Source organism: uncultured Zoogloea sp. (assembly GCF_937894855.1).
GTDB classification, from domain to species: Bacteria; Pseudomonadota; Gammaproteobacteria; order Burkholderiales; family Rhodocyclaceae; genus Zoogloea; species Zoogloea oryzae.
This window is the reverse complement of sequence record NZ_CALAYQ010000093.1, coordinates 18,982-40,669: the sequence shown is the minus strand read 5'-3', so window position 1 is coordinate 40,669 and position 21,688 is coordinate 18,982. Positions and strand designations below refer to the sequence as shown.

18 protein-coding genes are annotated in these 21,688 nt (G+C 66.6%); 14 read left to right on the top strand and 4 right to left on the bottom strand.

What is annotated here, in order from left to right:
- On the bottom strand, positions 1-382 hold a 382-nt coding region (locus Q0672_RS12045; protein WP_298622473.1), incomplete at its 3' end, for a type I restriction-modification system subunit M N-terminal domain-containing protein.
- 24 nt (positions 383-406) lie between these two features.
- On the opposite strand from Q0672_RS12045, the gene Q0672_RS12040 reads away from it, so the two are divergent.
- Complete coding sequence (locus tag Q0672_RS12040; protein ID WP_153159750.1) at positions 407-631, top strand: DUF3820 family protein; 225 nt, start codon at positions 407-409, stop codon at positions 629-631.
- 453 nt (positions 632-1,084) lie between these two features.
- On the opposite strand, the gene Q0672_RS12035 is transcribed toward Q0672_RS12040, so the two are convergent.
- From Q0672_RS12035 to Q0672_RS12025, 3 genes are read right to left on the bottom strand one after another with little or no spacing between them, the layout of a single operon-like run.
- On the bottom strand, positions 1,085-1,984 hold the full coding sequence (locus Q0672_RS12035; RefSeq protein ID WP_153159749.1) for a YihY/virulence factor BrkB family protein: 900 nt from the start codon (positions 1,982-1,984) through the stop codon (positions 1,085-1,087).
- On the bottom strand, positions 1,974-2,684 hold the full coding sequence (locus tag Q0672_RS12030; RefSeq protein ID WP_298622469.1) for a hypothetical protein: 711 nt from the start codon (positions 2,682-2,684) through the stop codon (positions 1,974-1,976). The genes Q0672_RS12035 and Q0672_RS12030 overlap by 11 nt, the downstream gene beginning before the upstream one ends.
- Positions 2,685-2,698: 14 nt before the next feature.
- Positions 2,699-3,910 carry a phosphatidylserine/phosphatidylglycerophosphate/cardiolipin synthase family protein gene (locus Q0672_RS12025; protein ID WP_298622467.1) on the bottom strand — a complete coding sequence of 404 codons (1,212 nt, stop codon included), beginning with the start codon at positions 3,908-3,910 and terminating at the stop codon, positions 2,699-2,701.
- 375 nt (positions 3,911-4,285) lie between these two features.
- Between Q0672_RS12025 and Q0672_RS12020 the strand changes: the two genes are divergently transcribed.
- The 13 genes from Q0672_RS12020 to Q0672_RS11960 all read left to right on the top strand — a co-directional run bounded on the left by Q0672_RS12020 (position 4,286) and on the right by Q0672_RS11960 (position 21,604).
- On the top strand, positions 4,286-5,245 hold the full coding sequence (locus Q0672_RS12020) for a hypothetical protein (protein ID WP_298622465.1): 960 nt from the start codon (positions 4,286-4,288) through the stop codon (positions 5,243-5,245).
- Between the two features lie 152 nt (positions 5,246-5,397).
- A complete protein-coding gene (locus Q0672_RS12015; RefSeq protein WP_153159746.1) occupies positions 5,398-5,901 on the top strand; it encodes a hemerythrin domain-containing protein in 504 nt (167 codons plus the stop codon).
- Positions 5,902-5,913: 12 nt separating this feature from the next.
- The gene (locus Q0672_RS12010) at positions 5,914-6,126 is read left to right on the top strand and encodes a hypothetical protein (protein ID WP_153159745.1); all 213 of its coding nucleotides are present in this window, start codon (positions 5,914-5,916) and stop codon (positions 6,124-6,126) included.
- Positions 6,127-6,300: 174 nt separating this feature from the next.
- Complete coding sequence (locus tag Q0672_RS12005) at positions 6,301-7,041, top strand: alpha/beta fold hydrolase (RefSeq protein ID WP_298622463.1); 741 nt, start codon at positions 6,301-6,303, stop codon at positions 7,039-7,041.
- Positions 7,042-7,094: 53 nt separating this feature from the next.
- On the top strand, positions 7,095-9,440 hold the full coding sequence (locus tag Q0672_RS12000) for a catalase (protein WP_298622461.1): 2,346 nt from the start codon (positions 7,095-7,097) through the stop codon (positions 9,438-9,440).
- Positions 9,441-10,110: 670 nt separating this feature from the next.
- Positions 10,111-10,779, top strand: coding sequence for a TetR/AcrR family transcriptional regulator (locus tag Q0672_RS11995; protein ID WP_298622459.1), 669 nt, complete (start codon positions 10,111-10,113; stop codon positions 10,777-10,779).
- 51 nt (positions 10,780-10,830) lie between these two features.
- Positions 10,831-13,308: an acyl-CoA dehydrogenase gene (locus tag Q0672_RS11990; RefSeq protein WP_298622457.1), complete on the top strand. Its 2,478-nt coding sequence runs from the start codon at positions 10,831-10,833 to the stop codon at positions 13,306-13,308.
- An 8-nt stretch (positions 13,309-13,316) separates the two neighbouring features.
- Positions 13,317-14,597, top strand: coding sequence for an acetyl-CoA C-acetyltransferase (locus Q0672_RS11985; protein WP_298622455.1), 1,281 nt, complete (start codon positions 13,317-13,319; stop codon positions 14,595-14,597).
- On the top strand, positions 14,597-16,528 hold the full coding sequence (locus tag Q0672_RS11980) for a 3-hydroxyacyl-CoA dehydrogenase NAD-binding domain-containing protein (RefSeq protein WP_298622453.1): 1,932 nt from the start codon (positions 14,597-14,599) through the stop codon (positions 16,526-16,528). Before Q0672_RS11985 ends, Q0672_RS11980 begins: the two co-directional genes overlap by 1 nt.
- Positions 16,529-16,549: 21 nt before the next feature.
- A complete protein-coding gene (locus tag Q0672_RS11975) occupies positions 16,550-16,957 on the top strand; it encodes an acyl-CoA thioesterase (protein ID WP_298622451.1) in 408 nt (135 codons plus the stop codon).
- Between the two features lie 119 nt (positions 16,958-17,076).
- Positions 17,077-18,363: an OmpP1/FadL family transporter gene (locus tag Q0672_RS11970; RefSeq protein ID WP_298622449.1), complete on the top strand. Its 1,287-nt coding sequence runs from the start codon at positions 17,077-17,079 to the stop codon at positions 18,361-18,363.
- Positions 18,364-18,420: 57 nt separating this feature from the next.
- Positions 18,421-19,095, top strand: coding sequence for a TetR/AcrR family transcriptional regulator (locus Q0672_RS11965; RefSeq protein ID WP_298622447.1), 675 nt, complete (start codon positions 18,421-18,423; stop codon positions 19,093-19,095).
- A gap of 127 nt (positions 19,096-19,222) precedes the next feature.
- On the top strand, positions 19,223-21,604 hold the full coding sequence (locus Q0672_RS11960; RefSeq protein WP_298622446.1) for a 3-hydroxyacyl-CoA dehydrogenase/enoyl-CoA hydratase family protein: 2,382 nt from the start codon (positions 19,223-19,225) through the stop codon (positions 21,602-21,604).
- The last annotated feature ends 84 nt before the right edge of the window (positions 21,605-21,688 follow it).

Below are 21,688 nucleotides of genomic sequence, written 5' to 3'. Positions count from 1 at the left end.
TGGCGAGGCGTTCGACCTGGGTGAAGAAGTCGAAGCGCTCGAAGATGTCGCGGGCCGCAGGCGAGAAGCCCTGGATGTAGGCGTAGAGGTTCTGGCGGATGTGGTCCTGGTCGCCGAGCAGGGTGGAAAGATCGAGCGGCGAGGTGTTGTAGAAGTAGCGCTGACCGGCCGCGCGGAGCAGGAAGGGGTCGGGGTTGAGGCCGGCCTTGGTCTTGGCTTCCAGCTCGGCGAGCACGGCGGGCTTGGTGGCAGCCAGCACGCAGTCGAGGCGCCGCAGGACGGTGAAGGGCAGCACGACCTTGCCGTATTCGGACTGTTTGTAGTCGCCACGCAGCAGATCGGCGACCGACCAGATGAAAGAGGAGAGGGCTTGGTGATTCATTGGCGTTGTCGATGAGCGGGGGGCATGAAGCGCGGCGCCGGGATTGTACTTCCCCGGCCCTCGAAGGGCGCAGGCGTCGCGCACCGCTTTGCCGGCGGCGATGGCTTCTTCGTGCCGTACATCGCCGAAGCGCAGCTCGCCCGGGAGGGCTTTCCCGCCGGGCAGCTGGGCCAGCTGCTCGCGCTGATGCACGAGCTGGATCACAACAACCTGCGGGCGCTCCTCGACCCACTGCGCCGGCCGGGCTGAAGCCAGCGAAGCAGCGTGGCTTGTCTTCGGCAGAGGCGTTGGCGGTCATGGCCAGGATCGGGACGGACTGGGCGCCGGCGTCGCCGCCCATCAGCGGGGCGATCTTCTTCGAGATGGCGCGGCCGAGGCCCGTTCTGCCGTATTTGCGGGTGATGGAGTTGTCGGTCTGCGCGAAGACGTAAAGGAGGTTTGGCAGTGCCTCTGGTGCGCTCCCGAACCTTGGCATTCTCTGATCAGCCCCCGCGCAACCAGGGCGACCAGGACGGCAATGTTGTTGATCAGTCCAATGAGCACAGGTCTGCATCGTGGTTGGAAGGGCTCCCAGCCTTTCTGAGGCGCAGGCGCCAACGGACCATTTGCGGATGGAGCCGACGAAAGGATGGTCAGACTATTGAGGGGAGGGCGATCAGGTCACGCTCGACTGTCAGCGCCGCCGCGGGCCGCCGTCGGCGATCAATCCGGCAGACTTGACTCAGCGACTACCGCGCCGCCGTGTGCGGATTGCTCTGCCTGCGAACCGCGTTCGTGGGCGTAGGCCCAGGTGAATTCGGCCCCCAGCAGAAAGATCTGCGCCGCGAAATAGACCCAAACCAGCAGCACGACCAGCGAGCCGGCCGCCCCGAAACCCGACGCGACGTTGGTCTTGCCCAGATACAGGCCGATCAGCAACTTGCCGATCTCGAACAGGAGCGCCGTCACGGCCGCGCCGATCCAGACGTCCTGCCAGGCGATCCGGGCTCGCGGCATGAGCTTGTAGATCATCGCGAAGAGCGCGGTCGAAATGGCGAAGGAGATGCAGAAATCAATCGCCTGGAAAACGGCCTCCCAGCCGGCGAAGTAGCCGTCCCACCATTTGCCGACGGCGGCGATCGCGGCACCGATCACCAGCGAGACCAGAAGCAGGAATCCGAGCCCGAGCACCAGGCCAAAGGAAAGCAGGCGGGTGTGCAGCAAGACGAGGATGCCCATCTTTCGTGCCGGGACGGGGACGCGCCAGATGCGGTCGAGGTCACTCTGCAATTCCGCGAACACGGTCGTCGCGCCGACGATCAGCATGATGGTGCTGAGCACGATGGCAACGAATCCCTGGGCGGGCTCGCTGGTGCTTTTCAGCAGCCCTTGCACGGCGATCGCGCCGTCGCGTCCGATCAGGCCTTGTATCTGCGCAACGATCTCACCGCGGGCAGCATCCTGGCCAAAGACGAGGCCGGCAATGGCGATGACGATGATGAGCAGCGGCGCAAGCGAGAACAGCGTGTAGTAGGCGAGGGCGGCGCCCATGCTGGGTGCAAAATCGTCCAGCCAGGCGTTAACCGAGCTGTCGATCAGACGCCTGATCTGACTAAGATCCATGGCGCTCACCCGCGGCGGCGGTTTCCCCGCCATCCGCCAGCGCTCGGGACGCGGACCGACGCGCCAGCCACAGGGGCGTCAGCACGCGCAGCACACCGAGGACTTGCATCCAGTTGTGGGGACGTCCGGCCTGATGCCGGCCCCTGGTGCGGCCCCGGCCACCCGCCAGATACCCGACGGCGATTCCCGCGAGCACACCGCCGCCGATGATCAGCGGTGAGTCGAGACGGCGGCGCAAGCGCTTTCGCAACGCCTGGTATTCGGCATGGGCGACCATCCTGCCTTCCTCGACCTCCCGTTCGTACGGAGGGTGCGGGGGAGGGGCGTCGCCCGCCTCGATTTTCGGCTCGCTCCACAGCCCGAGCTGACGCTGCGTCGCCGCGAAAAGCGGCTTCGGGCTGCCCCGCATCAATAGCAGCACGATTCCGCCGGCGCCGGAAAAACTGAGCAGGGCCGCGAGCCCCAGCGCAGGCCCCAGGCGGACGATGTCGTTCTGCACGAGGGCGACGATGAGGCCGGCCAGCAGACCAAGCCAGCCGGTGATCGCCAGACCGGCGGCCAGCAGGGCCAGCCCCAGCATGGACAACAGCCTCAGGCCGGCTTGCCTGCCCTCCGCTGTCACCAGCGTGAGGAAGCGCCTGGCCACGGCGTGCACTGAAGCGAGCAGGGACGAAACGGATGCGGTGGCGGTGGAAGGCATGAGCGGGCCCTTGTCTAAAGTTGTGCGCCGACGAGCGACGCTGCGTGTTCCAGGAACTTCTCGGCAAGCGGCCGCCGTTGCCACGCGTGCAGGCTGATCTGCCGTGATTGCGACAGGTCGGCGTTGAACACTTCGATTTGCCGGCGCGCGAAATCGGCTGCGTAGATGTTCAGATTGGCTTCGTCATTGAGGCGAAACGAGCGGGTGTCGAAATTGGTCGAGCCGACCGACACCATCAGGCCATCGACGATCAGCACCTTGCAGTGATACATCGTCGGCTGGTACTCGTGAATCTCGGCGCCGGCAGCCAGCAGGGCGCCCCAGCGGGCCCGCGAGGCACGGCGGACGATGGCTGCGTCGCTGTGCTTGCCCGGCACGATGATGGCCACTGTGACCCCGCGTTCGAGTGCATCGACGAGCGCCCGCGTGCTGAGGGCGTCGGGGACGAAATAGGCGCTCGACAGGTGGATCGAGTGATGCGCCGCGCTGATCGCCAGCAGGTACATCAGATGCATGCTGTCGCTACCGCCCGAGGGCGAGCTGCTGAACATCTGGGCGGCCTCGTCGCCGGCTTCCCGCAGGGCCGGAAAGTAGTCGTCGCCGTGCAGGACGGCACCGGTGGCCTTGATCCAGTTGTCGAGAAATACGGCCTGCATCTGCGCCACCACCGGCCCCTCGGCCCTGAAGTGGGTGTCGCGCCAGTGCTGCGGATCCTGGGCATTGCCCGTCCACAGCCCGGCGATGCCGACACCGCCGGTAAAGCCCACCTTGCCGTCCACAACCAGCACCTTGCGGTGCGTCCGGTTGTTCATGCGCGCCAGCGAGTAGCAATCGGGCTTGTGGAACTTGCGCACCTCGACACCGGCCGCCTCCATGACCGCGAGATGCGTCGGGTCCATCTTGTTGCTGCCCACCCAGTCGAGCAGCACATGCACCTTGACGCCGGCACGTGCCCGCTCGGCGAGCGCCTCGGCGAACGCCTTGCCGATGGCGTCCGACCAGTAGATGTAGCTCTCGAAGGTGATGGTCTTCGTCGCATCTCGAATGGCCGTGAGCATGGCCGGAAAGATCCGGTCGCCATTCAGCAGGGCTTCGAAACGGTTGTCATGCAGGATGGCCGGCCCGAGCAGCACCCCCATCGCGCGCCCGAAGGCCGGATCGGCGGCCGAATACAGGCGCTCGACGCTGTGTTCAATCTTCTTCTCGCCCGTGGCGAAGTTCAGCACCACGATGACCGCGAACAGCGCCGACGCGAGGGCGATTCCAAGTACCAGCATGGGGGAAACCTTCCCTTCGTTCGACGACTGTCGATGTTCGGTTTTGGTCCTCTCCCGAGTGCCCGGGTGCAGCAGGCCGCCGGCAGGACGAACCCAGTCTGAACCTCAAAAGTGCCGGCATATGTACGCAAGCCGACATATCGGCAGCGGAAGAGCGCGAGCAGGCGCCGTCTCAATGCCCAAAGCCTGGTGCCGGTCACGGCGACAGCCGCCGGTATGTGTGTTGTCCAACAGACCCGCTGGCGCCGGAACACTACCGTGCAGCATCTGGCCGATGTTATCGGGCATGACTCCTCGAAACCTGCAACCACCCGAAGGACTGCCATGGCAACCACGCGAACCGCACCTGTTGATCCACTGGAGTATTCAGACGGTCTGTCCGACGCCTACGCCGACAGCCCGCGTTCGTCGACCTGCGCCGTCTCGTGGGGGGCCATCGCTGCCGGCGCTGCCGCCGGCGCGTCCCTGTCCCTGATCCTGCTGATCCTCGGCGTCGGACTGGGCTTGTCTTCGGTATCGCCGTGGGCCCGTGAAGGCGTCAGCGCAGCGAGCTTTGGCGTGTCGACCATCGTGTGGCTCACGCTCACGCAGCTGCTTTCGTCTGCGATGGGGGGCTACCTCGCCGGCCGGCTGCGAACGAAATGGATGGATACCGACCCCGACGAGGTCTACTTTCGTGACACCGCCCACGGCTTTCTGGCCTGGGCCGTGGCCTCCCTGGCCACCGCGGCGCTGCTGACTTCGGCGATCGGGTCCGTCCTGAGTGGCGGTGTCCAGGCCGGCGCTGCGGTTGTCGAAGGGGTTGCCAGTTCCGCCACCGTGGCGGCGGGCGGCATCGTGGCAGCGGGCCCGATGTCGTCGATGGAGCGCGGGCCGATGGCCTACTTCGTCGATTCCCTGTTTCGCCGGAGCGCAGGCGTCGAGTCTGCCCAGACGTCCGAGCGCACGATGGCCACGATGGCCAATGAGGCCGCCGAGGTGGGGCGCATCTTCACGAACGTCAGCCGCTCCGAACCCCTGCCGCCCGAGGACATCCAGTACGTCGGTCAGCTGGTTGCTAAACGCACCGGCATGTCGCAACACGACGCCGAGAAACGTGTCACCGACATCTACGCGCGCGCTCAGGCCCGGCTGAACGACGCGGAAGTTGCCGCCAGATCCAGCGCCGACAAGGCGCGCAAGGCGTCGGCCTACGCGGCGCTGTGGACTTTCGTCTCATTGCTCAGTGGCGCCTTCGTCGCCAGCCTGGCCGCCACTTACGGTGGCCGGCAGCGCGATGCCTGAGCATTCCTTCCAGATCGCCGACCTAAGGAGGCCCGACCATGCGTTCACTCGTGCTGCTGTTTCTGGGCATACCCATTCCGATCATCATTTTGATCGCGTTGTTCGTGCATTGATTGCACACCCCATCCCCACCAGATAACCAAGGAACTGCCATGACAGCCAGCACCAAGACCCTCACTACCAAAACCCCCGCCACACCGAAGCCCGCCGCTGCTGCGCAGGACGCGATCGCCTTGCTCAAGGCGGACCACGGAACGGTGAGTGGACTGTTTGAAGAGTACGAAAAAGCGGATTCCAGCAAGAAGAGGAAGGCGCTCGTCGCCGAGATCTGCACCGAATTGAGCGTCCACGCGCAGATCGAGGAGGAGATCTTCTACCCGGCGGTCAAGGCGGCACTCAAGGACAAGCTCCTGGTGCCGGAGGCCACGGTCGAGCATGCCAGCCTCAAGGACCTGATCGCCCAGATCGAAGGGGTTGAGCCTGACGGCGAGCTCTATGCGGCCAAGGTCAAGGTGCTGTCCGAATACGTCAAGCACCACGTCAAGGAAGAGCAGAACGAGATGTTCCCCAAGGCCAAGGCCACGTCACTGGATCTGGCTGAGCTGGGTGTGCAGATGGCCGCGCGCAAGACCGAGCTTCTCGCCGCCCGCGCCTGAAGGGATACGACCATGTCCAATCCCTGGCTTAAAAAGAATCCGTTCATGAGCATCTGGCTGAGCGCGGCAAACCGGATGGCCAGCACGATGCGCGGCCAGGCGGCCGCCCAGGCCAAACGCCAGATCAATGCCGCGGTGACCAAGGCTACCGACGACAACCTGAAGACCCTGCTCGGCACGACCGCGCCTGCAGCGCCCAAGGCCAAACCGAAACGACGCAGTTGAAACCGGCCTGCGCCACAACCCGGCTGCCAGGCGACCCGAAGTCGCCGCGCAGCGTGAAATGCCTGACGTGGAATGACAGTGACCCGGCAGGTTTCCCTGGCACACCGCGTAACGGCTGGTCTGCGCAGGGGGTTTCATACGGCGGCGTCTCGTCGCATCCACGACAGGAAGACCATGAGAAGAAATAACGCAGCCACCGCCCTGAACCCCTCGCTGACCTTGCTGGAACCGTTCCGCGCAGCCATGGAGTTGACCTTTCTCCAGTTCACAGCGCCCCCCAAGGCGCTGCCCGGCGACGGGCATCCCGTGGTGATCTTCCCGGGCCTCGGGGCCGACGGCACGTCGGTGTCGATCCTGCGAGCCCACTGCCAGGACCTCGGCTACGAGGCGTTCGACTGGGGGCAGGGGTTCAACACCGGGCCGCGGGGCGAGCTCGGTGCCTGGCTCGAAGCGCTGGCGGATGAGGTTTCCCGGCAACTCGAGAAACACGATAAACCGGCGACGCTCATCGGCTGGAGCCTTGGCGGCCTGTACGCACGGGAGCTTGGCAAGCTGCTCGCCCCAAAGCTGCGGCAGGTGATCACGATCGCCACGCCGTTCAATGGCAGCGCAGACGACATCAGCGCGAGCTGGATATCCAGCCTTCTCGGCGGCGGTGCCGCCAGCATCGATCCGCTGTGGATCGAACGCCTGCGCATGCCGCCACCCATCCGCACGACGTCCATCTACAGCCGATCCGATGGCGTGGTCGCATGGGAAACCTGCCGCCACGACGAGGGCTCCAGGCTGGTCGAGGACATCGAGGTCGACGGCAGCCACATGGGCATGGGCTGGAACCGGGAGGTGCTGAACATCGTCGCCGACCGACTCGGCCAGCATGCCGGCCCTTGGCGCCCCTACGGCGGCCCGACCTGAACGCCCAAACCTCACCCGGTCGATGACGACCCTCAACCACTCGGCGCAAACCCATGAAAAAGACTGATCCCAAATCGGTGGCTGCCCTTACGCAGCCGCTCCCGGCACGCGACCCCGGTGCCGCCGACGCGTTGGCGGAACAAGCCTCCGCGGTCGAGGCCCTCGTCGCGTCGATGCCGTACAACGCCAGCAAGAGCAAGGAGTTCGGGCGGGACAACGCGATCGCGCCACCGGCCGGGCAGACGCTGGCGCCGACATCCGCCCTGGCATCGGCCAGCACCCTCAGCGAAGCCAATCTTTCGGCCAAGACCGGCGGCAGCGCAGCCTCGCTCGATCGGGCGCGCGTCGACTCCGCCGGAGAGGTGCTGACCACCAATCAGGGCGTCGCCGTCGGTGACAACCAGAATTCGCTGAAAGCCGGTCTGCGCGGGCCGAGCCTGCTGGAAGACTTCATCCTGCGCGAGAAGATCACCCACTTCGACCACGAGCGCATTCCGGAGCGCATCGTTCATGCGCGCGGATCGGCCGCCCACGGCTACTTCGAAGCCTACCAGCCGCTGACCGACCTCACCCGTGCGGCACCGTTTCAGGAGGCGGGCAAGATCACGCCGGTCTTCGTGCGCTTTTCCACCGTCGCCGGCGAACGGGGCTCGGTGGATACGGCGCGTGACGTGCGTGGCTTCGCGGTCAAGTTCTACACCGACGAGGGCAACTGGGATCTGGTGGGCAACAACATCCCGGTCTTCTTCATCCAGGATGCGATGAAGTTCCCGGACCTGATCCACGCCGTCAAACCCGAACCGCACAACGGCTTGCCGCAGGCGGCGTCGGCCCACGACACCTTCTGGGATTTTGCCTCGCTGATGCCGGAAACCACCCACACGCTGATGTGGGTGATGTCCGACCGTGGCATTCCGCGCAGCTATCGGATGATGCAGGGCTTCGGCGTGCACACCTTCCGGCTGGTCAATGCGGCGGGCGAGTCGCACTTCGTCAAGTTCCACTGGACGCCCAAGCTGGGCACCCATTCACTGGTCTGGGACGAGGCGGTCAAGATCGCCGGCGCCGATTCCGACTTCCATCGCCGCGACCTGTGGGGCGCCATCGAAGCCGGTGAGTACCCGGAATGGGAGCTCGGCCTGCAGATCTTCACCGAAGATGAGGCCGAAGCCTTCAGCTTCGACGTTCTTGACGCCACCAAGCTGATCCCCGAAGAACTGGTGCCGGTAACGCCGATCGGCCGCATGGTGCTCAACCGCAACCCGGACAACTTCTTTGCCGAAACCGAGCAGGTCGCCTTCTGTACCGCGCACGTGGTGCCGGGCATCGACTTCAGCAACGATCCGCTGCTGGCGGGCCGCATCCACTCCTATGTCGACACCCAGATCACCCGGCTGGGTGGGGCAAACTTCCACGAGATCCCGATCAACGCGCCGCTGGCGCCGGTCCACAACAACCAGCGCGATGGCCTGCACCGTCAGGCCATCCCCAGGGGCCGCGTTGCCTACGAGCCCAACTCGCTCGGCGGCGGCTGCCCGTTTCAGGCCGGTGCGGCCGGTTTCGTGTCTTTCCCGGAGCCGCTTGCCGGCGACAAACTGCGCGGCAAGCCGGAGAAGTTTGCCGACCACTACACCCAGGCCACCCTTTTCTATGAAAGTCAGACCGAGGTCGAAAAGGCGCACATCGTCGGCGCCTTCCGCTTCGAACTGAGCAAGCTCACCGTGCCGGCGATCCGGCAACGCATGCTGGCCTCGCTGGTGAACGTGTCCGCCGACATGGCCGCGAAAATCGCCGCAGGACTTGGCATGAACGTGCCCGAGGCGATGCCGCTGGCGCTGGCGAAATCCACCGCCCCCGAAGTCGTCACGTCGCCGGCATTGTCCCTGACGGCCTTGCCCGGCGACGGCGGTATCCGTACCCGCAAGGTGGCGATCCTGGCCGCCGATGGCGTGCACGGTGCTTCCATCGTCGCCGTTCGGGCTGCGCTGACCGCCGCCGGCGCCGTCGCGTGCATTGTCGCGCCCCGCCTTGGTCCGGTCAGAACCGCCGACGGCGAGTCGGTGGAGGCGACCGGTACGCTGGAAAATTCACCGCCGGTACTGTTCGACTCGCTCGTCCTGCCCGACGGAAGCGACGGGGTAGGGCTGCTGGCCGGATACGGGCAGACGCTGGAGTTCGTGACCAACCAGTATCGCCACGGCAAGACCATCCTGGCCGTCGGCGCCTCAAAGGCCATCCTCGACGAAGCGGGCATCTCAACCCAGCTGCCCTCGGGCGGTCCTGATCCCGGCGTTCTGCTGTCCAGCGTCGAGGCGATCGACAAGGGCACGGCAGCCTTCATCGCCGCTGCAGGCAAGCACCGGCACCCCGCACGCGAGACGGACCCTCCGCGGATCTGAACTGATCCCGATCATCACGCCGCGGCGATGTCTATCCGAATCGCCGCGGATTGCGTTGACGGCCCCGTTCGTCAAAAGACCCCGCCGCTCATCTTCGACCGGCGGGTGCGGGGTGTCGTGACTGCGTTTCCGGGCAAGCGGCGCCGGCGCCTGATCCGCTCGCGCGCGAGCAACTGGATGAAACTCTCCACCACGGCCTTTGCGCGCCAGAAAGCCATCGACCAGCCTACGCGCTGCTTGACGCGGCGAACACCGGCTTGCGTCAGGTCTGGTCCCCGCTGCCGGCAGGGGGCGACAGATACCTTCTTGCGCCCGCCGCCGAGCGCACCTACTGCGACGCTCAACAGAATCGGGTTCAGGCCAAGGTGAAACGCCGGTCGAACCCGGCCCTCCCAACGCAACTCCGGGTGGAGGGTTCGTCCAGGGCTGGCCCGCCTCGTCGCCACGGGGAACACGCCCGTGAAGTGAGCTGCAGCCGGGTGCCAGTCGGAGCGTGCGGGTGTTGGGATGCATGTGGCGGATTCGCTGCGGCCACCTCAGGTTTCATTTATCAGTCTCCACCAATGCCGCCTCCGGTGATGTGCAAACCCGTTGACTTTGATCAAACTAAACGTATGATTAAAACGTCTGTTTGATTTTGCTCCGTCAGCCATCTTTCGAGGCCACGCCCATGCGCGACGATTCCGCCAAGACTTCGCCCGATACCCGCAGCCGCATTCTCGATGCGGCCGAGGTGCTGTTCATGGAGCATGGCTTCGACGGAACGTCGATGCGCATGATCACCGGCAGCGCCGGAGTCAATCTGGCCGCGGTGAATTACCACTTCGGCACCAAGGAGCTGCTGATCCAGGGGGTCTTCCGCCGCCGGCTGACCGATCTCAACAACGCCCGTGTGGCGGTGCTGGATCGGATGGAGGCCGAGGCGGGCGGGGCGCCGCTCAAGCCGAGCCGCATCGTCGATGCCTTCTTCGGCACCGCGCTGCGGATGGCGGCCGATGTGGAGGGCGGCGGGCATACCTTCATGTGCCTGCTCGGCCGCACCTACACCGAGCCCAACGAGTTCGTGCGCAAGTTTCTGGCCGAGGAGTACGCCGAGTGCGTCGAGCGTTTCCTGTCGGCGCTGTACCGGGCGCTGCCCGAGGTGGAGCGCAAGGAGATCCTGTGGCGCTTCCATTTCATGATGGGCGCCATGTCCTACGCCATTGCCGGCACCGACGCGCTGCAACTTGTCACCGGCAAATTCGATGATGAACACCCGTCGCGCCTGGCGCCTCGGTTGATGAGTTTTCTGCTGGGCGGCCTGCGGGCGCCGCTGGCAGATTTTGGTTCGAACCCATAAAGAAACGGATGTGGGCCGCGAACGACGGCACCGCACGCGAGGAGACATCTCATGGCTTACTGGTTTCTGGTTTCCCTCCCTCCCCTGGTGGTCGCGCTCGCCTACGGGCGAGCGCCTTTTTTTGCCTGGTATGGGGTGGGGCTGGCGTGGATTGCGGCGCTCGGCTGGCTGGCCGCGTGGCCGGTGGCGCTGACTACCGGCGTGGTGGCCGCGGTAGCGGTGATCGGGGCGGTCTTCCTGCTGCCCGCCGTGCGGCGCGGTTTGGTGACGGCGCAGATCTTCAAGCCGTTCCGCAAGGCGCTGCCTTCGATGTCGCAGACCGAGAAGGACGCGCTGGAGGCCGGCACGGTGTGGTGGGAAGGCGAGCTGTTTGCCGGCAAGCCGGACTGGAACCGCCTGCTGGCCTTCCCCAAGCCCACGCTGACGCCCGAGGAGCAGCGCTTTCTCGACGTGGAAACCGATGAGCTGTGCCGCCTCACCAAAGACTGGGAATGCACCCAGCAGCAGGACATGCCGGCCGAAGTCTGGCGTTACATCAAGGAGAAGGGCTTCCTCGGGATGATCATTCCCAAGGAGTTCGGCGGCAAGGGCTTCTCGGCGTACGCCCACTCCCAGGTGGTGACCAAGCTGTCCACCCGCTCGTCGGCGCCGGCCGTGACGGTGATGGTGCCCAACTCCCTCGGCCCGGCCGAGCTGCTGCTGCACTACGGCACGCCGGAGCAGAAGCGCCACTACCTGCCGCGCCTCGCCAGCGGGCAGGACATCCCGGCCTTTGCGCTCACCAGCCCGTGGGCGGGTTCGGATGCGGCGTCGATCCCGGATTCGGGCGTGATCTGCCGCGACATCTACCAGGGGCGCGAGGTGCTGGGGATGCGCGTGAGCTTCGACAAGCGCTACATCACCCTCGCGCCGGTGTGCACGGTGTTCGGGCTGGCTTTCCGCCTGTACGACCCGATGCACCTGCTGGGCGATGAGGAAGACCTGGGCATCACCTGCGCGCTGGTGCCCCACGACCACCCGGGCGTGGATATCGGCCGGCGTCACTTCCCGCTCAACGCGGTGTGGATGAACGGCCCGATCCGCGGCAAGGACGTGTTCATGCCCCTGGAGTTCATCATCGGCGGCCCCAAGATGGCGGGGCAGGGCTGGCGGATGCTGATGGAGTGCCTGGCTGCCGGGCGTTCGATCTCGCTGCCGGGCTCCAACACCGGCATGCTCAAGATGACTGCCCGCGCGGTGGGCGCCTATGCCCGCGTGCGCTACCAGTTCAAGACGGCGGTGGGCAAGTTCGAGGGCGTGGAAGAAGCGCTCACCCGCATCGGCGCCAACGCCTACCTGTGCGACGCCGCGCGGGTGATGACCGCCGGCGCCATCGACCTGGGCGAGAAGCCGTCCGTCGTGTCGGCCATCGTCAAGTACCACGTCACCGAGCGCGCACGGCAATCGGTGAATGACGGCATGGACGTGATCGGCGGCAAGGGCATCTGCCTGGGCCCGCAGAACTTCCTCGGCCGCGCCTACCAGCAGGTGCCGGTGGGCATCACCGTGGAAGGCGCCAACATCCTCACCCGCAGCCTGATCCTCTTCGGCCAGGGCGCGATCCGCTGCCACCCCTATGTGCTGAAGGAAATGGACGCCGCCCGCAGCGGCGATCTGGCCGCCTTCGACGACGCCTTCTGGGGCCACATCGGCTACACCATCAACAACGCCGGCCGGGCGCTGGTGATGGGCATGACAGGCTCGCACTTCGTGTCGGTGCCGGACGGCATCGCGCCGGAGGTGCGCCGTTACTACCAGCAGCTCACCCGCTTCTCTGCCGCCTTCGCCTTCATCGCCGACATCTCAATGGGCACCCTGGGCGGCGCGCTCAAGCGCAAGGAAAAGCTCTCGGCGCGGCTGGGCGACATCCTCTCGCTGATGTACCTGGCGTCCGCCACCCTCAAGCGCTTCGAGGACGAAGGCCGCCAGAGCGCCGATCTGCCGCTGCTCCACTGGGCGATCTGGGACTGCATGTTCAAGATCCAGAACGCCTTCGAGGGCGTGATTGCCAACTTCCCCAACCGCTTCTTTGCGCTGTTGCTGCGTCGGGTGGTGGTCTTCCCCCTCGGCCGGCCCTACGTGGTGCCGTCCGACAAGCTGGGCCATGAAGTGGCGACCCTGCTCATCAACCCGTCCGCAACCCGCGACCGGCTCACCTCCGACGTGCATCTGCCCACCGATCTGGAGGAGCCCGTCGGTGCGCTCGAGGCCGCGCTGCTGGCGACCCTCGCCGCCGAGCCGATCGAGGCCAAGGTCCGCCAGGCGATCAAGCGCGGCGAGTTCAAGCCCGGCCTGCTGGTGAATGGCGGCGTCGATGCGCTGTACGACGCGGCCTTCACCGCCGGCATCATCAGCGGCGAGGAGCATCGCCTGATCCACCGCCGCGGCGAGCTGCGCGACAAGGTGATCCGGGTGGATGACTTCCCCTACGACTTCGGCCTGCGCGACGCGCTCGCCGACATGACCGAACAGCAGAAGCAGGCCGCCTGAGCTCCGCCATGAACCAGCCGATCTACATCATCGACGGGGCGCGCACCCCATTCCTGAAGGCCCGCAACGCGCCTGGGCCGTTTGCGGCGTCGGATCTGGCCACGGCCGCCGGCAGCGCGCTGCTCGCCCGCCAGCGCTTTGCGCCGGACCAACTGGACGAGGTGATCCTCGGCTGCGCCGCGCCGTCGCCCGACGAGGTGAACATCGGCCGCGTGGTGGCCCTGCGCATGGGCTGCGGCATCGACGTGCCGGGCTGGACGGTGATGCGCAACTGCGCGTCGGGCATGCAGGCCATCGATTCGGCCATCGCCAACATCGAGCGGGGGCGCTCGCAGCTGGTGCTGGCGGGCGGTGTGGATGCGCTCTCGCGGGCGCCGCTGCTGTATTCCGACCCGATGGTGCGCTGGTTCGCCGGCTGGATGGGCGCCCGTAGCCTGGGCGAGAAGCTGGCGATGATCCGGCGTTTCAAGCTCGGCTACCTGGCGCCGGTGATCGGCATCATGAAGGGCCTCACCGACCCCATCGTTGGCCAGCTGATGGGCCAGACCGCCGAGAACCTGGCCTTCGAGTTCGGCATCACCCGCGACGACATGGACGCCTTTGCGGTCGAGAGCCACCGCCGCGTAGCCGCCGCCCAGGACGCCGGGCATTTTGGTGAGATCGTGCCGCTCATCGACAAGGACGGCACGGTGTACGGCGCCGACGACGGCCTGCGCCGGGACGCCTCGATGGCCGGCCTCGCCAAGCTCAAGCCCTTCTTCGACAAGAAATACGGCCGCGTCACGCCCGCCAACAGCTCGCAGATCACCGACGGCGCGGCGTGGCTGATCCTCGCCTCTGAAGACGCCGTGCAGCGCCACGGGCTCGAACCCATCGGCCGCATCGTCGACACCGAATGGGCCGGGCTGGAGCCCGAGCGCATGGGCCTCGGCCCGGTGCATGCGGCCTCGCCGATCCTCGTGCGCAACGGCCTCGGGCGCGACGACATCGACCTGTGGGAGATCAACGAAGCCTTTGCCGCCCAGGTGATCGCCTGCCTGCGGGCGTGGCAGAACGACGACTACTGCCGTACGCGCCTGGGCCTGCCCGGCGCGCTGGGCGCCATCGACCCGGCGAAGCTCAACGTGGATGGCGGCGCCGTGGCGCTGGGCCATCCGGTGGGGGCGAGCGGGGCGCGCATCGTGCTGCACCTGCTCCACGCCCTGCGGCGCACGGGCGGCAAGCGGGGGATCGCCAGTATCTGCATCGGCGGCGGTCTGGGTGGCGCAATGCTGGTGGAGGCCCTGTGATGAACCTGACGCACTGGAAACTGGAACGGGACGCCGACGGCATCGCCTGGGCGACCCTCGACGTGGCCGACTCGACCACCAACACCCTCGGCTTTGCGGTGATGACCGAGCTGGGGCAGCTCCTCGACGAGCTCGACCGCCAGCCGCCCACCGCGCTGGTGATCCGCTCGGGCAAGGCCGCGGGCTTCATCGCCGGCGCCAACATCGAGGAATTCACCGCCATCGACTCCGCCGCCGCAGCGCGGGTGCTGGTGGAGCGGGGCTGGAACCTCTTCAACCGCCTGGCCGCCGTGGCTTACCCCACGCTGGCGCTGGTGCGCGGGCATTGCATGGGCGGCGGCTTCGAGCTGGCGCTAGCCTGCCGCTACCGCATCGCGGTGGACGAGCCCGGCACCCGCATGGCGCTGCCCGAAGTGATGCTGGGCATCTACCCGGCCTGGGGAGGCATGCTGCGCCTGCCGCTGCTGATCGGCCCGGCTGCCGCGCTGGATCTGATGCTCACCGGCAAGGGTGTGGATGCCCGCAAGGCGAAGCGCCTGGGCCTGGCCGACGAGGCCGTGCCCGCCCGGGTGATGGACAACGCCGCGCGGATGCTGGTGCTTTCCGGCCGCGAGCCGCGCCGGCTGCCCTTCATGCAGAAGCTGATGAACGGCCCGCTGTCCGGCATCGTGGCCGGCAAGGCGCGCAAGCAGGTGGCCACCAAGGCGCGCCCGGAGCACTACCCGGCGCCCTACGCGATCATCGACATCTGGGCCAATCACGGCGGCAACGCGCTGGCGGTGCCGGCCAACTCGGCCTCGTCGCTGGAGGCGATCTTCCGCTCGCCCACGGCGAAGAACCTGATCCGTGTTTTCTTCTTGCAGGAGCGCATGAAGGGCTTCGGCAAGGGCTCGGACTTTGAGCCCAGGCGCGTCCACGTGGTGGGCGCCGGCGTGATGGGCGGCGACATCGCCACCGAATGCGCGCTCCGCGGGATGATCGTGACGCTGCAGGATCAGTCCGTCGAACGCATCGCCCCGGCCATCGCCCGGGCCGGCAAGCGCATCGAGCGCAAGTTCCGCGGCAAGCCCCGGGAGGCGCGCTTTGCGCTGGATCGCCTGATCCCCGACCCGGCAGGCGCCGGCGTGGCCCAGGCCGATCTCATCATCGAGGCGATCTTCGAGAACCTCGACGCGAAGCGCGCGCTCTTCGTCGACATCGAGAGGCGTGCCCGGCCCGATGCGGTGCTGGCGTCCAACACATCGAGCCTGCGCATCGCCGATATCGCCACCGCGCTGACCGACCCGAGCCGGCTGGTGGGCATCCACTTCTTCAACCCGGTGGCGGTGCTGCCGCTCGTCGAGGTGGTGAAGAGCGCGGTGTCGGCCGACGAACCCTATCGTCGTGCGGCAGCCTTCGTGCGCAAGCTCGACAAGCTGCCGTTGCCGGTGCAGGACGAACCGGGCTTCCTGGTCAACGCAGTGCTCGGGCCCTACATGTATGAGGCGCTGCGCTGTGTGGACGAGGGCATCGCGCCCGAAACCATCGACGCCGCGCTGGTGGCCTACGGCATGCCGATGGGGCCGGTGGAGCTGATGGACACCGTCGGCCTCGACATTGCGGTGGCGGCCGGCAAGACGCTGGCTGGCGCGGATGCGGTGCTGCCGAGGGCGCTGGCCGATCGCGTGGCCGCCGGCCAGCTCGGCAAGAAGAGCGGGCAGGGCTTTTACGCGTGGGTCGATGGCAAGGCTAAGAAGGCCGCCGCGGGTGCTCCGCCGGCCGGGCTCGCCGAGCGGATCGCCGCCCCGCTGCTGGCTGCGGCCCATCGCTGCGTTGAAAATGGCGTGGTCGAGGATGCCGATCTGGCCGACGCCGGCGTTATATTCGGGACCGGCTTTCCGCCTTTTACCGGCGGGCCGATGAATCTGTCCCGCGCCGGCACGGCCGGCTGAACCAATCCGAGGAGCCACCCCATGTGCAATCAACCCACCCAGCTTCCGCCAGACCAGATGCCGGTCCTGCGCGTGATGCCGATGCCGGCCGATCTCAATCCGTCGGGCGACGTGTTTGGCGGCTGGATCATGGCCCAGGTGGACATCGCCGGCGCCGTGCCTGCGATCAAGCGGGCCCGCGGCCGGGTGGCCACCATCGCGGTCAATTCCTTCCTGTTCAAGCAGCCGGTGTCGGTGGGCGACATCGTTAGCTTCTACGCCGAGATCATCAAGGTCGGGCGGAGCTCGATCACCGTCGATGTGGCGGTGTACGCCGAGCGCAACCCGGAGCACCCCATCGTCGTGAAGGTGACCGAAGCCGTGCTCACCTACGTGGCAGTGGACAAGAACGGCCAGAAGCGGGAAATTCCGCCTGAAACGAACGTCTGACCCAGCACTGACATCACCCTTGCCGCGAATCCCCAGCGGATTCGCCCAACCAGAAACGCCCGGGACGTCGCGCAGCCCGAGGCTTGCACACAACGACAGCGCCCACGTGAGGAGACACCATGAAGATGAAAACCATCGCCCGCCTGATCCCCCTGGTTGCCGCCGGTCTTGCCAGTGGCCAGGCAGCCGCCGCCGGCTTCCAGCTGCTCGAGCAGAACGCCAGCGGTATCGGCAATTCGTATGCGGGCTCGGCGGCCGTGGCCGAGAACGCCAGCACGATCTTCTTCAACCCGGCCGGCATGACCCAGCTGAAGGATCGCGAGATTTCGGTCGGCATGTCGGCCGTGCGCCCGACCTTCAAGTTCAGTGACAGAGGGTCGTCGAGCCTTGGCGCGTTCGCTTCGGCAGGTGAGGGCAACGATGCCGGCAGCTGGGCCTTCATCCCCAACGCCTACATGTCGTGGGCGCTGACCAAGAACCTCTACGCCGGCCTCGGCATCGGCGCGCCGTTCGGGCAGGTCACCGAGTACAACGATCCCTGGGTGGGGGCGGCGCAGGCGATCAAGTTCGACATCAAGACGATGAACCTCAATCCCAGCCTGGCTTACCGGATCAACGACAAGATCTCGGTGGGTGGCGGCCTCAACTACCAGAAGATGAAGGTGGAGTACATCCGTCGGGCGGCTGTGGGCCCCGTCACGCCCCTGAACGTCGCGGGAACCTCCGCCACTCTGTCGGCCGACAACGATGCCTGGGGCTGGAACGTGGGCGCCCTGTTCACCCTCAGCCCGACGACCAAGGTCGGCGTGTCCTACCGTTCGTCGATCAAGCACGACCTGAAGGGTGACCTGTCCTTTAGCGGCCCTGCGGCTGGTCGTATTCCGACATTGACGACGGGTGCTGCGGCAGCTGATGTCGAGCTGCCCGAAACCTTCATCCTGAGCGTGGCGCAGACTCTCAACGACAAGTGGGAAATGCTTGGTGACGTGTCCTGGACTGGTTGGAGCAGTATTCCGACGGTGGACATTATGCGTGTTGGTGCCACGACTCCAGCCCAGACTCTCGACACCAAGTTCCGCGACACCTGGCGCTTCGCCCTCGGCGCCAACTACCGCCTCACCGAGCAGGTCAAGCTGAAGTTCGGCGTGGCCTACGACCAGACCCCGGTGCAGAGCGACCAGCATCGCCTGGTCTCCCTGCCCGACAGCAACCGCACCTGGCTCTCGACCGGCGCCCAGATCAAGGTTGCGAAGGATTCGCTGGTCGATCTGGGTGCGGCCTACCTGCGCGTGGGCGAATCCCACATCGACAACGACCAGAGCGGCGCCCTCGGTCGTGGCCGCGTGACCGGTGTGTACGACGCCCGCGTGTGGATTCTCGGCGCCCAGTACTCGATGGCCTTCTGATCTGCCGTACCAACCCGGCGCCGGTATCTCCGGCGCCGGTCTTCATCTGGCCCCTTCATGCCGCGCATTGACTCCGCCCCCGACGCCAAGACCCGCATCCTCGACGCCGCCGAGCGGCTGTTCATGGAAAACGGCTACGCCGCCACCTCGATCCGCATGATCACCGGCGCCGCCGGGGTGCCCGTGGCGCTGGTCAATTACCACTTCGGCACCAAACAGGGGCTGATGGAGGCGGTGTACCAGCGGGCTCTGGGCAGCCGTGGCGGAAGCCGGGTGACCTATCTCGACAAGCTCGAACTGGACGCCGCCGGCAAGCCCATCGCCGTCGATGTGCTGGTGGATGCCTTCCTGTCGTCGGCGCTACGCCTCACCCGCAAGGACAGCATCTCGGGCGAGGTCTTCAAGCAACTGATCGGCCGCGCGTTCTACGAGCCCGGCCCAGGCACCGAGGCCTTCTTTCCGGCTGAATACCGGGAGGCGGTGGATCGCTATCGCCAGGCCTTCATGCGCACGCTGCCCCACCTCTCCCAGGACGACGTGGTGTGGCGCATGTACTTCTTCGTCGGCATCGTCGCCTACGCGATGGCCGGAAAGGATGTGATGCGGATGACCGAAACCTATTCCCTCGCCGATGCCGGTAATCCTGAAGGCATCATGGCCCGCCTGCGACCCTTTGTGGTGGCGGGTTTTCTTGCCCCGGAAGGCTCGCTGCCGACCGCCGTCGGCATCTGACTTTTTTTCTGACTGTTGCATCTAAATTCATGATTGCGCTAAGATTTGAACAGTTGTTCAAATAATTCGCGGGATTCCTGAACCATAAAGCCGGCTCACCCATGGGCCGCATCTGAAGGAGGAGCAAGTGAGCAGACTCATCATTCGCAAGGTGGCCGTGCTGGGTGCCGGCGTCATGGGGGCGCAGATTGCCGCCCACTGCGCCAACGCCAGCGTGCCGGTCATCCTTTTCGACCTGCCGAAGGACGGCGACCCGAACGCCATCGCCAAGAAGGCCGTGGACGGGCTCAAGAAGCTCGATCCGGCGCCCCTCGCCACCCGCGACCGGGCCCAGTTCATCGACGTGGCCAACTACGGTTCGGATCTGGAAAAGCTGCGCGACTGCGACCTCATCATCGAGGCCATCGCCGAGAAGATGGAATGGAAGCTCGACCTCTACGCCAAGGTCGCCCCGTTCATCCGCCCGGACGCGATCTTCGCCTCCAACACCTCGGGCCTGTCGATCAACGCCCTGGCCGAGGGCATGCCGGAAGCCGCCCGCAGCCGCTTCTGCGGCATCCACTTCTTCAACCCGCCGCGCTACATGGCGCTGGTCGAGCTGATCGCCACCCGCGGCACCGACGCCGCCACCCTCGATGCCCTCGAAGCCTGGCTGACCACCCGCCTGGGCAAGAGCATCGTCCGCGCCAAGGACACCCCCAACTTCGTCGCCAACCGCGTGGGCGTGTTCTCGATCCTGGCGGTGATGCACCACACCGCGCGCATGGGCCTCGGGTTCGACGAAGTGGACGCCCTCACCGGCCCGCTCATCGGCCGCCCCAGGAGCGCCACCTACCGCACCGCCGACGTGGTGGGCCTGGACACCATGGCCCACGTCATCGGCACCATGGACGCCACCCTCGCCGACGACCCGTGGCACGCCTACTTCAAGTCGCCCGAGTGGCTCGCCGGCCTGATCGCCAAGGGCGCCCTGGGCCAGAAGACCAAGGGCGGCATCTTCCGCAAGGAAGGCAAGGTCATCAACGTGATCGATCTGGCCTCGGGCGCCTACCGCCCCAGCGCCGGTGAGGTTGCGCCGGAAGTGCTGGCCATCCTCAAGAACCGTAACCCGGCCGAGCGCTTCGCCCAGCTGCGCGCAAGCGCCCACCCGCAGGCCCAGTTCCTGTGGGCGATCTTCCGCGACGTGTTCCACTACTGCGCCTGCCAGCTTGGCGCCATCGCCGACAACGCCCGCGACGTGGATTTCGCCATGCGCTGGGGCTTCGGCTGGCAGCAGGGCCCGTTCGAGACCTGGCAGGCCGCCGGCTGGCAGACCATCGCCAACGCCATCAAGGCCGACATCGAGGCCGGTGTGGCGATGACCAATGCGCCGCTGCCCGCCTGGGTGTTCGACGGCCGCACCGGCGTGCACACGCCGGACGGCTCATGGAGCGCCACCGACGCCGCCCTCAAGCCCCGTTCGACCCTGCCGGTGTATCAGCGCCAGCTCTTCCCCGAGCGCGTGCTCGGCGAGGCCGCGCCGGATGCCGGGGTCACCCTGTGGGAAAACGAAGGCGTGCGCCTGTGGAATCTCCCGGCCAAGGACGCCCGCATCGGCATCATCTCCTTCAAGTCGAAGATGCACGCCGTGGGCGACGAGGTGCTGGACGGTGTGCTCGAAGCCATCGCCCGCGCCGAGCGCGACCTGGACGGCTTGGTGATCTGGCACGAGGCGCCGTTTGCCGTCGGCGCCAACCTGGCGCAGGTGGTCGAAGCCTGCAAGGCCGGCCAGTTCGACCGTCTCGAAAAGACTGTCGCCAAGTTCCAGCAGGCCTCGATGGCCCTCAAGCATTCCGCGGTGCCCACCGTGGCGGCCGTGCAGGGCATGGCGCTGGGCGGTGGCTGTGAGTTCGTGATGCACGCCACCCACCGGGTGCTGGCGCTGGAGAGCTACGTGGGCCTCGTCGAGGCCGGCGTCGGCCTGATCCCCGCGGGCGGCGGCTGCAAGGAGTTCGCGCTGCGGGCGGCCGGTCTCGCCAGCCGGGCGGCGGGCGGCGACGTGTTCCCCTTCATCCAGAACATGTTCCAGACCATCGCCATGGCCAACGTCTCCAAGAGCGCCCTGCAGGCGGTGGAGCTGGGCTTCGCGAAGGAATCCGACGACATCCTCTTCAACGCCAACGAGCTGCTCCACGTGGCCCTGGCCCGCGCCCGGGCGATCGCCGAATCCGGCTACCAGCCGCCGCTGATCCAGCGCGCCGTGCAGGTGGCTGGCCGTAACGGCATCGCCACCTGCGAAATGATGCTCATCAACATGAAGGAGGGCGGCTTCATCTCCGCCTGGGACTACCGCGTCGCCCGTGCGGCCGCCACCGCCCTGTGCGGCGGCGAGGTGGAAACCAACGCGAAGGTGTCGGAGCAATGGATCCTGGACGTGGAGCGCGCGCTCTTCGTGGATCTGCTCAAGACCGAAAAGACCCAGCAGCGCATCGTGCACATGCTGGAAACCGGCAAGCCGCTGCGCAACTGATTGTGATGCGGTGAGGAGATAGGAGGAAGGAGTAAGGAGGCCCTGTTCCGGCTTTGTACGCTGCGATCGTCAGCGCAACCGGGT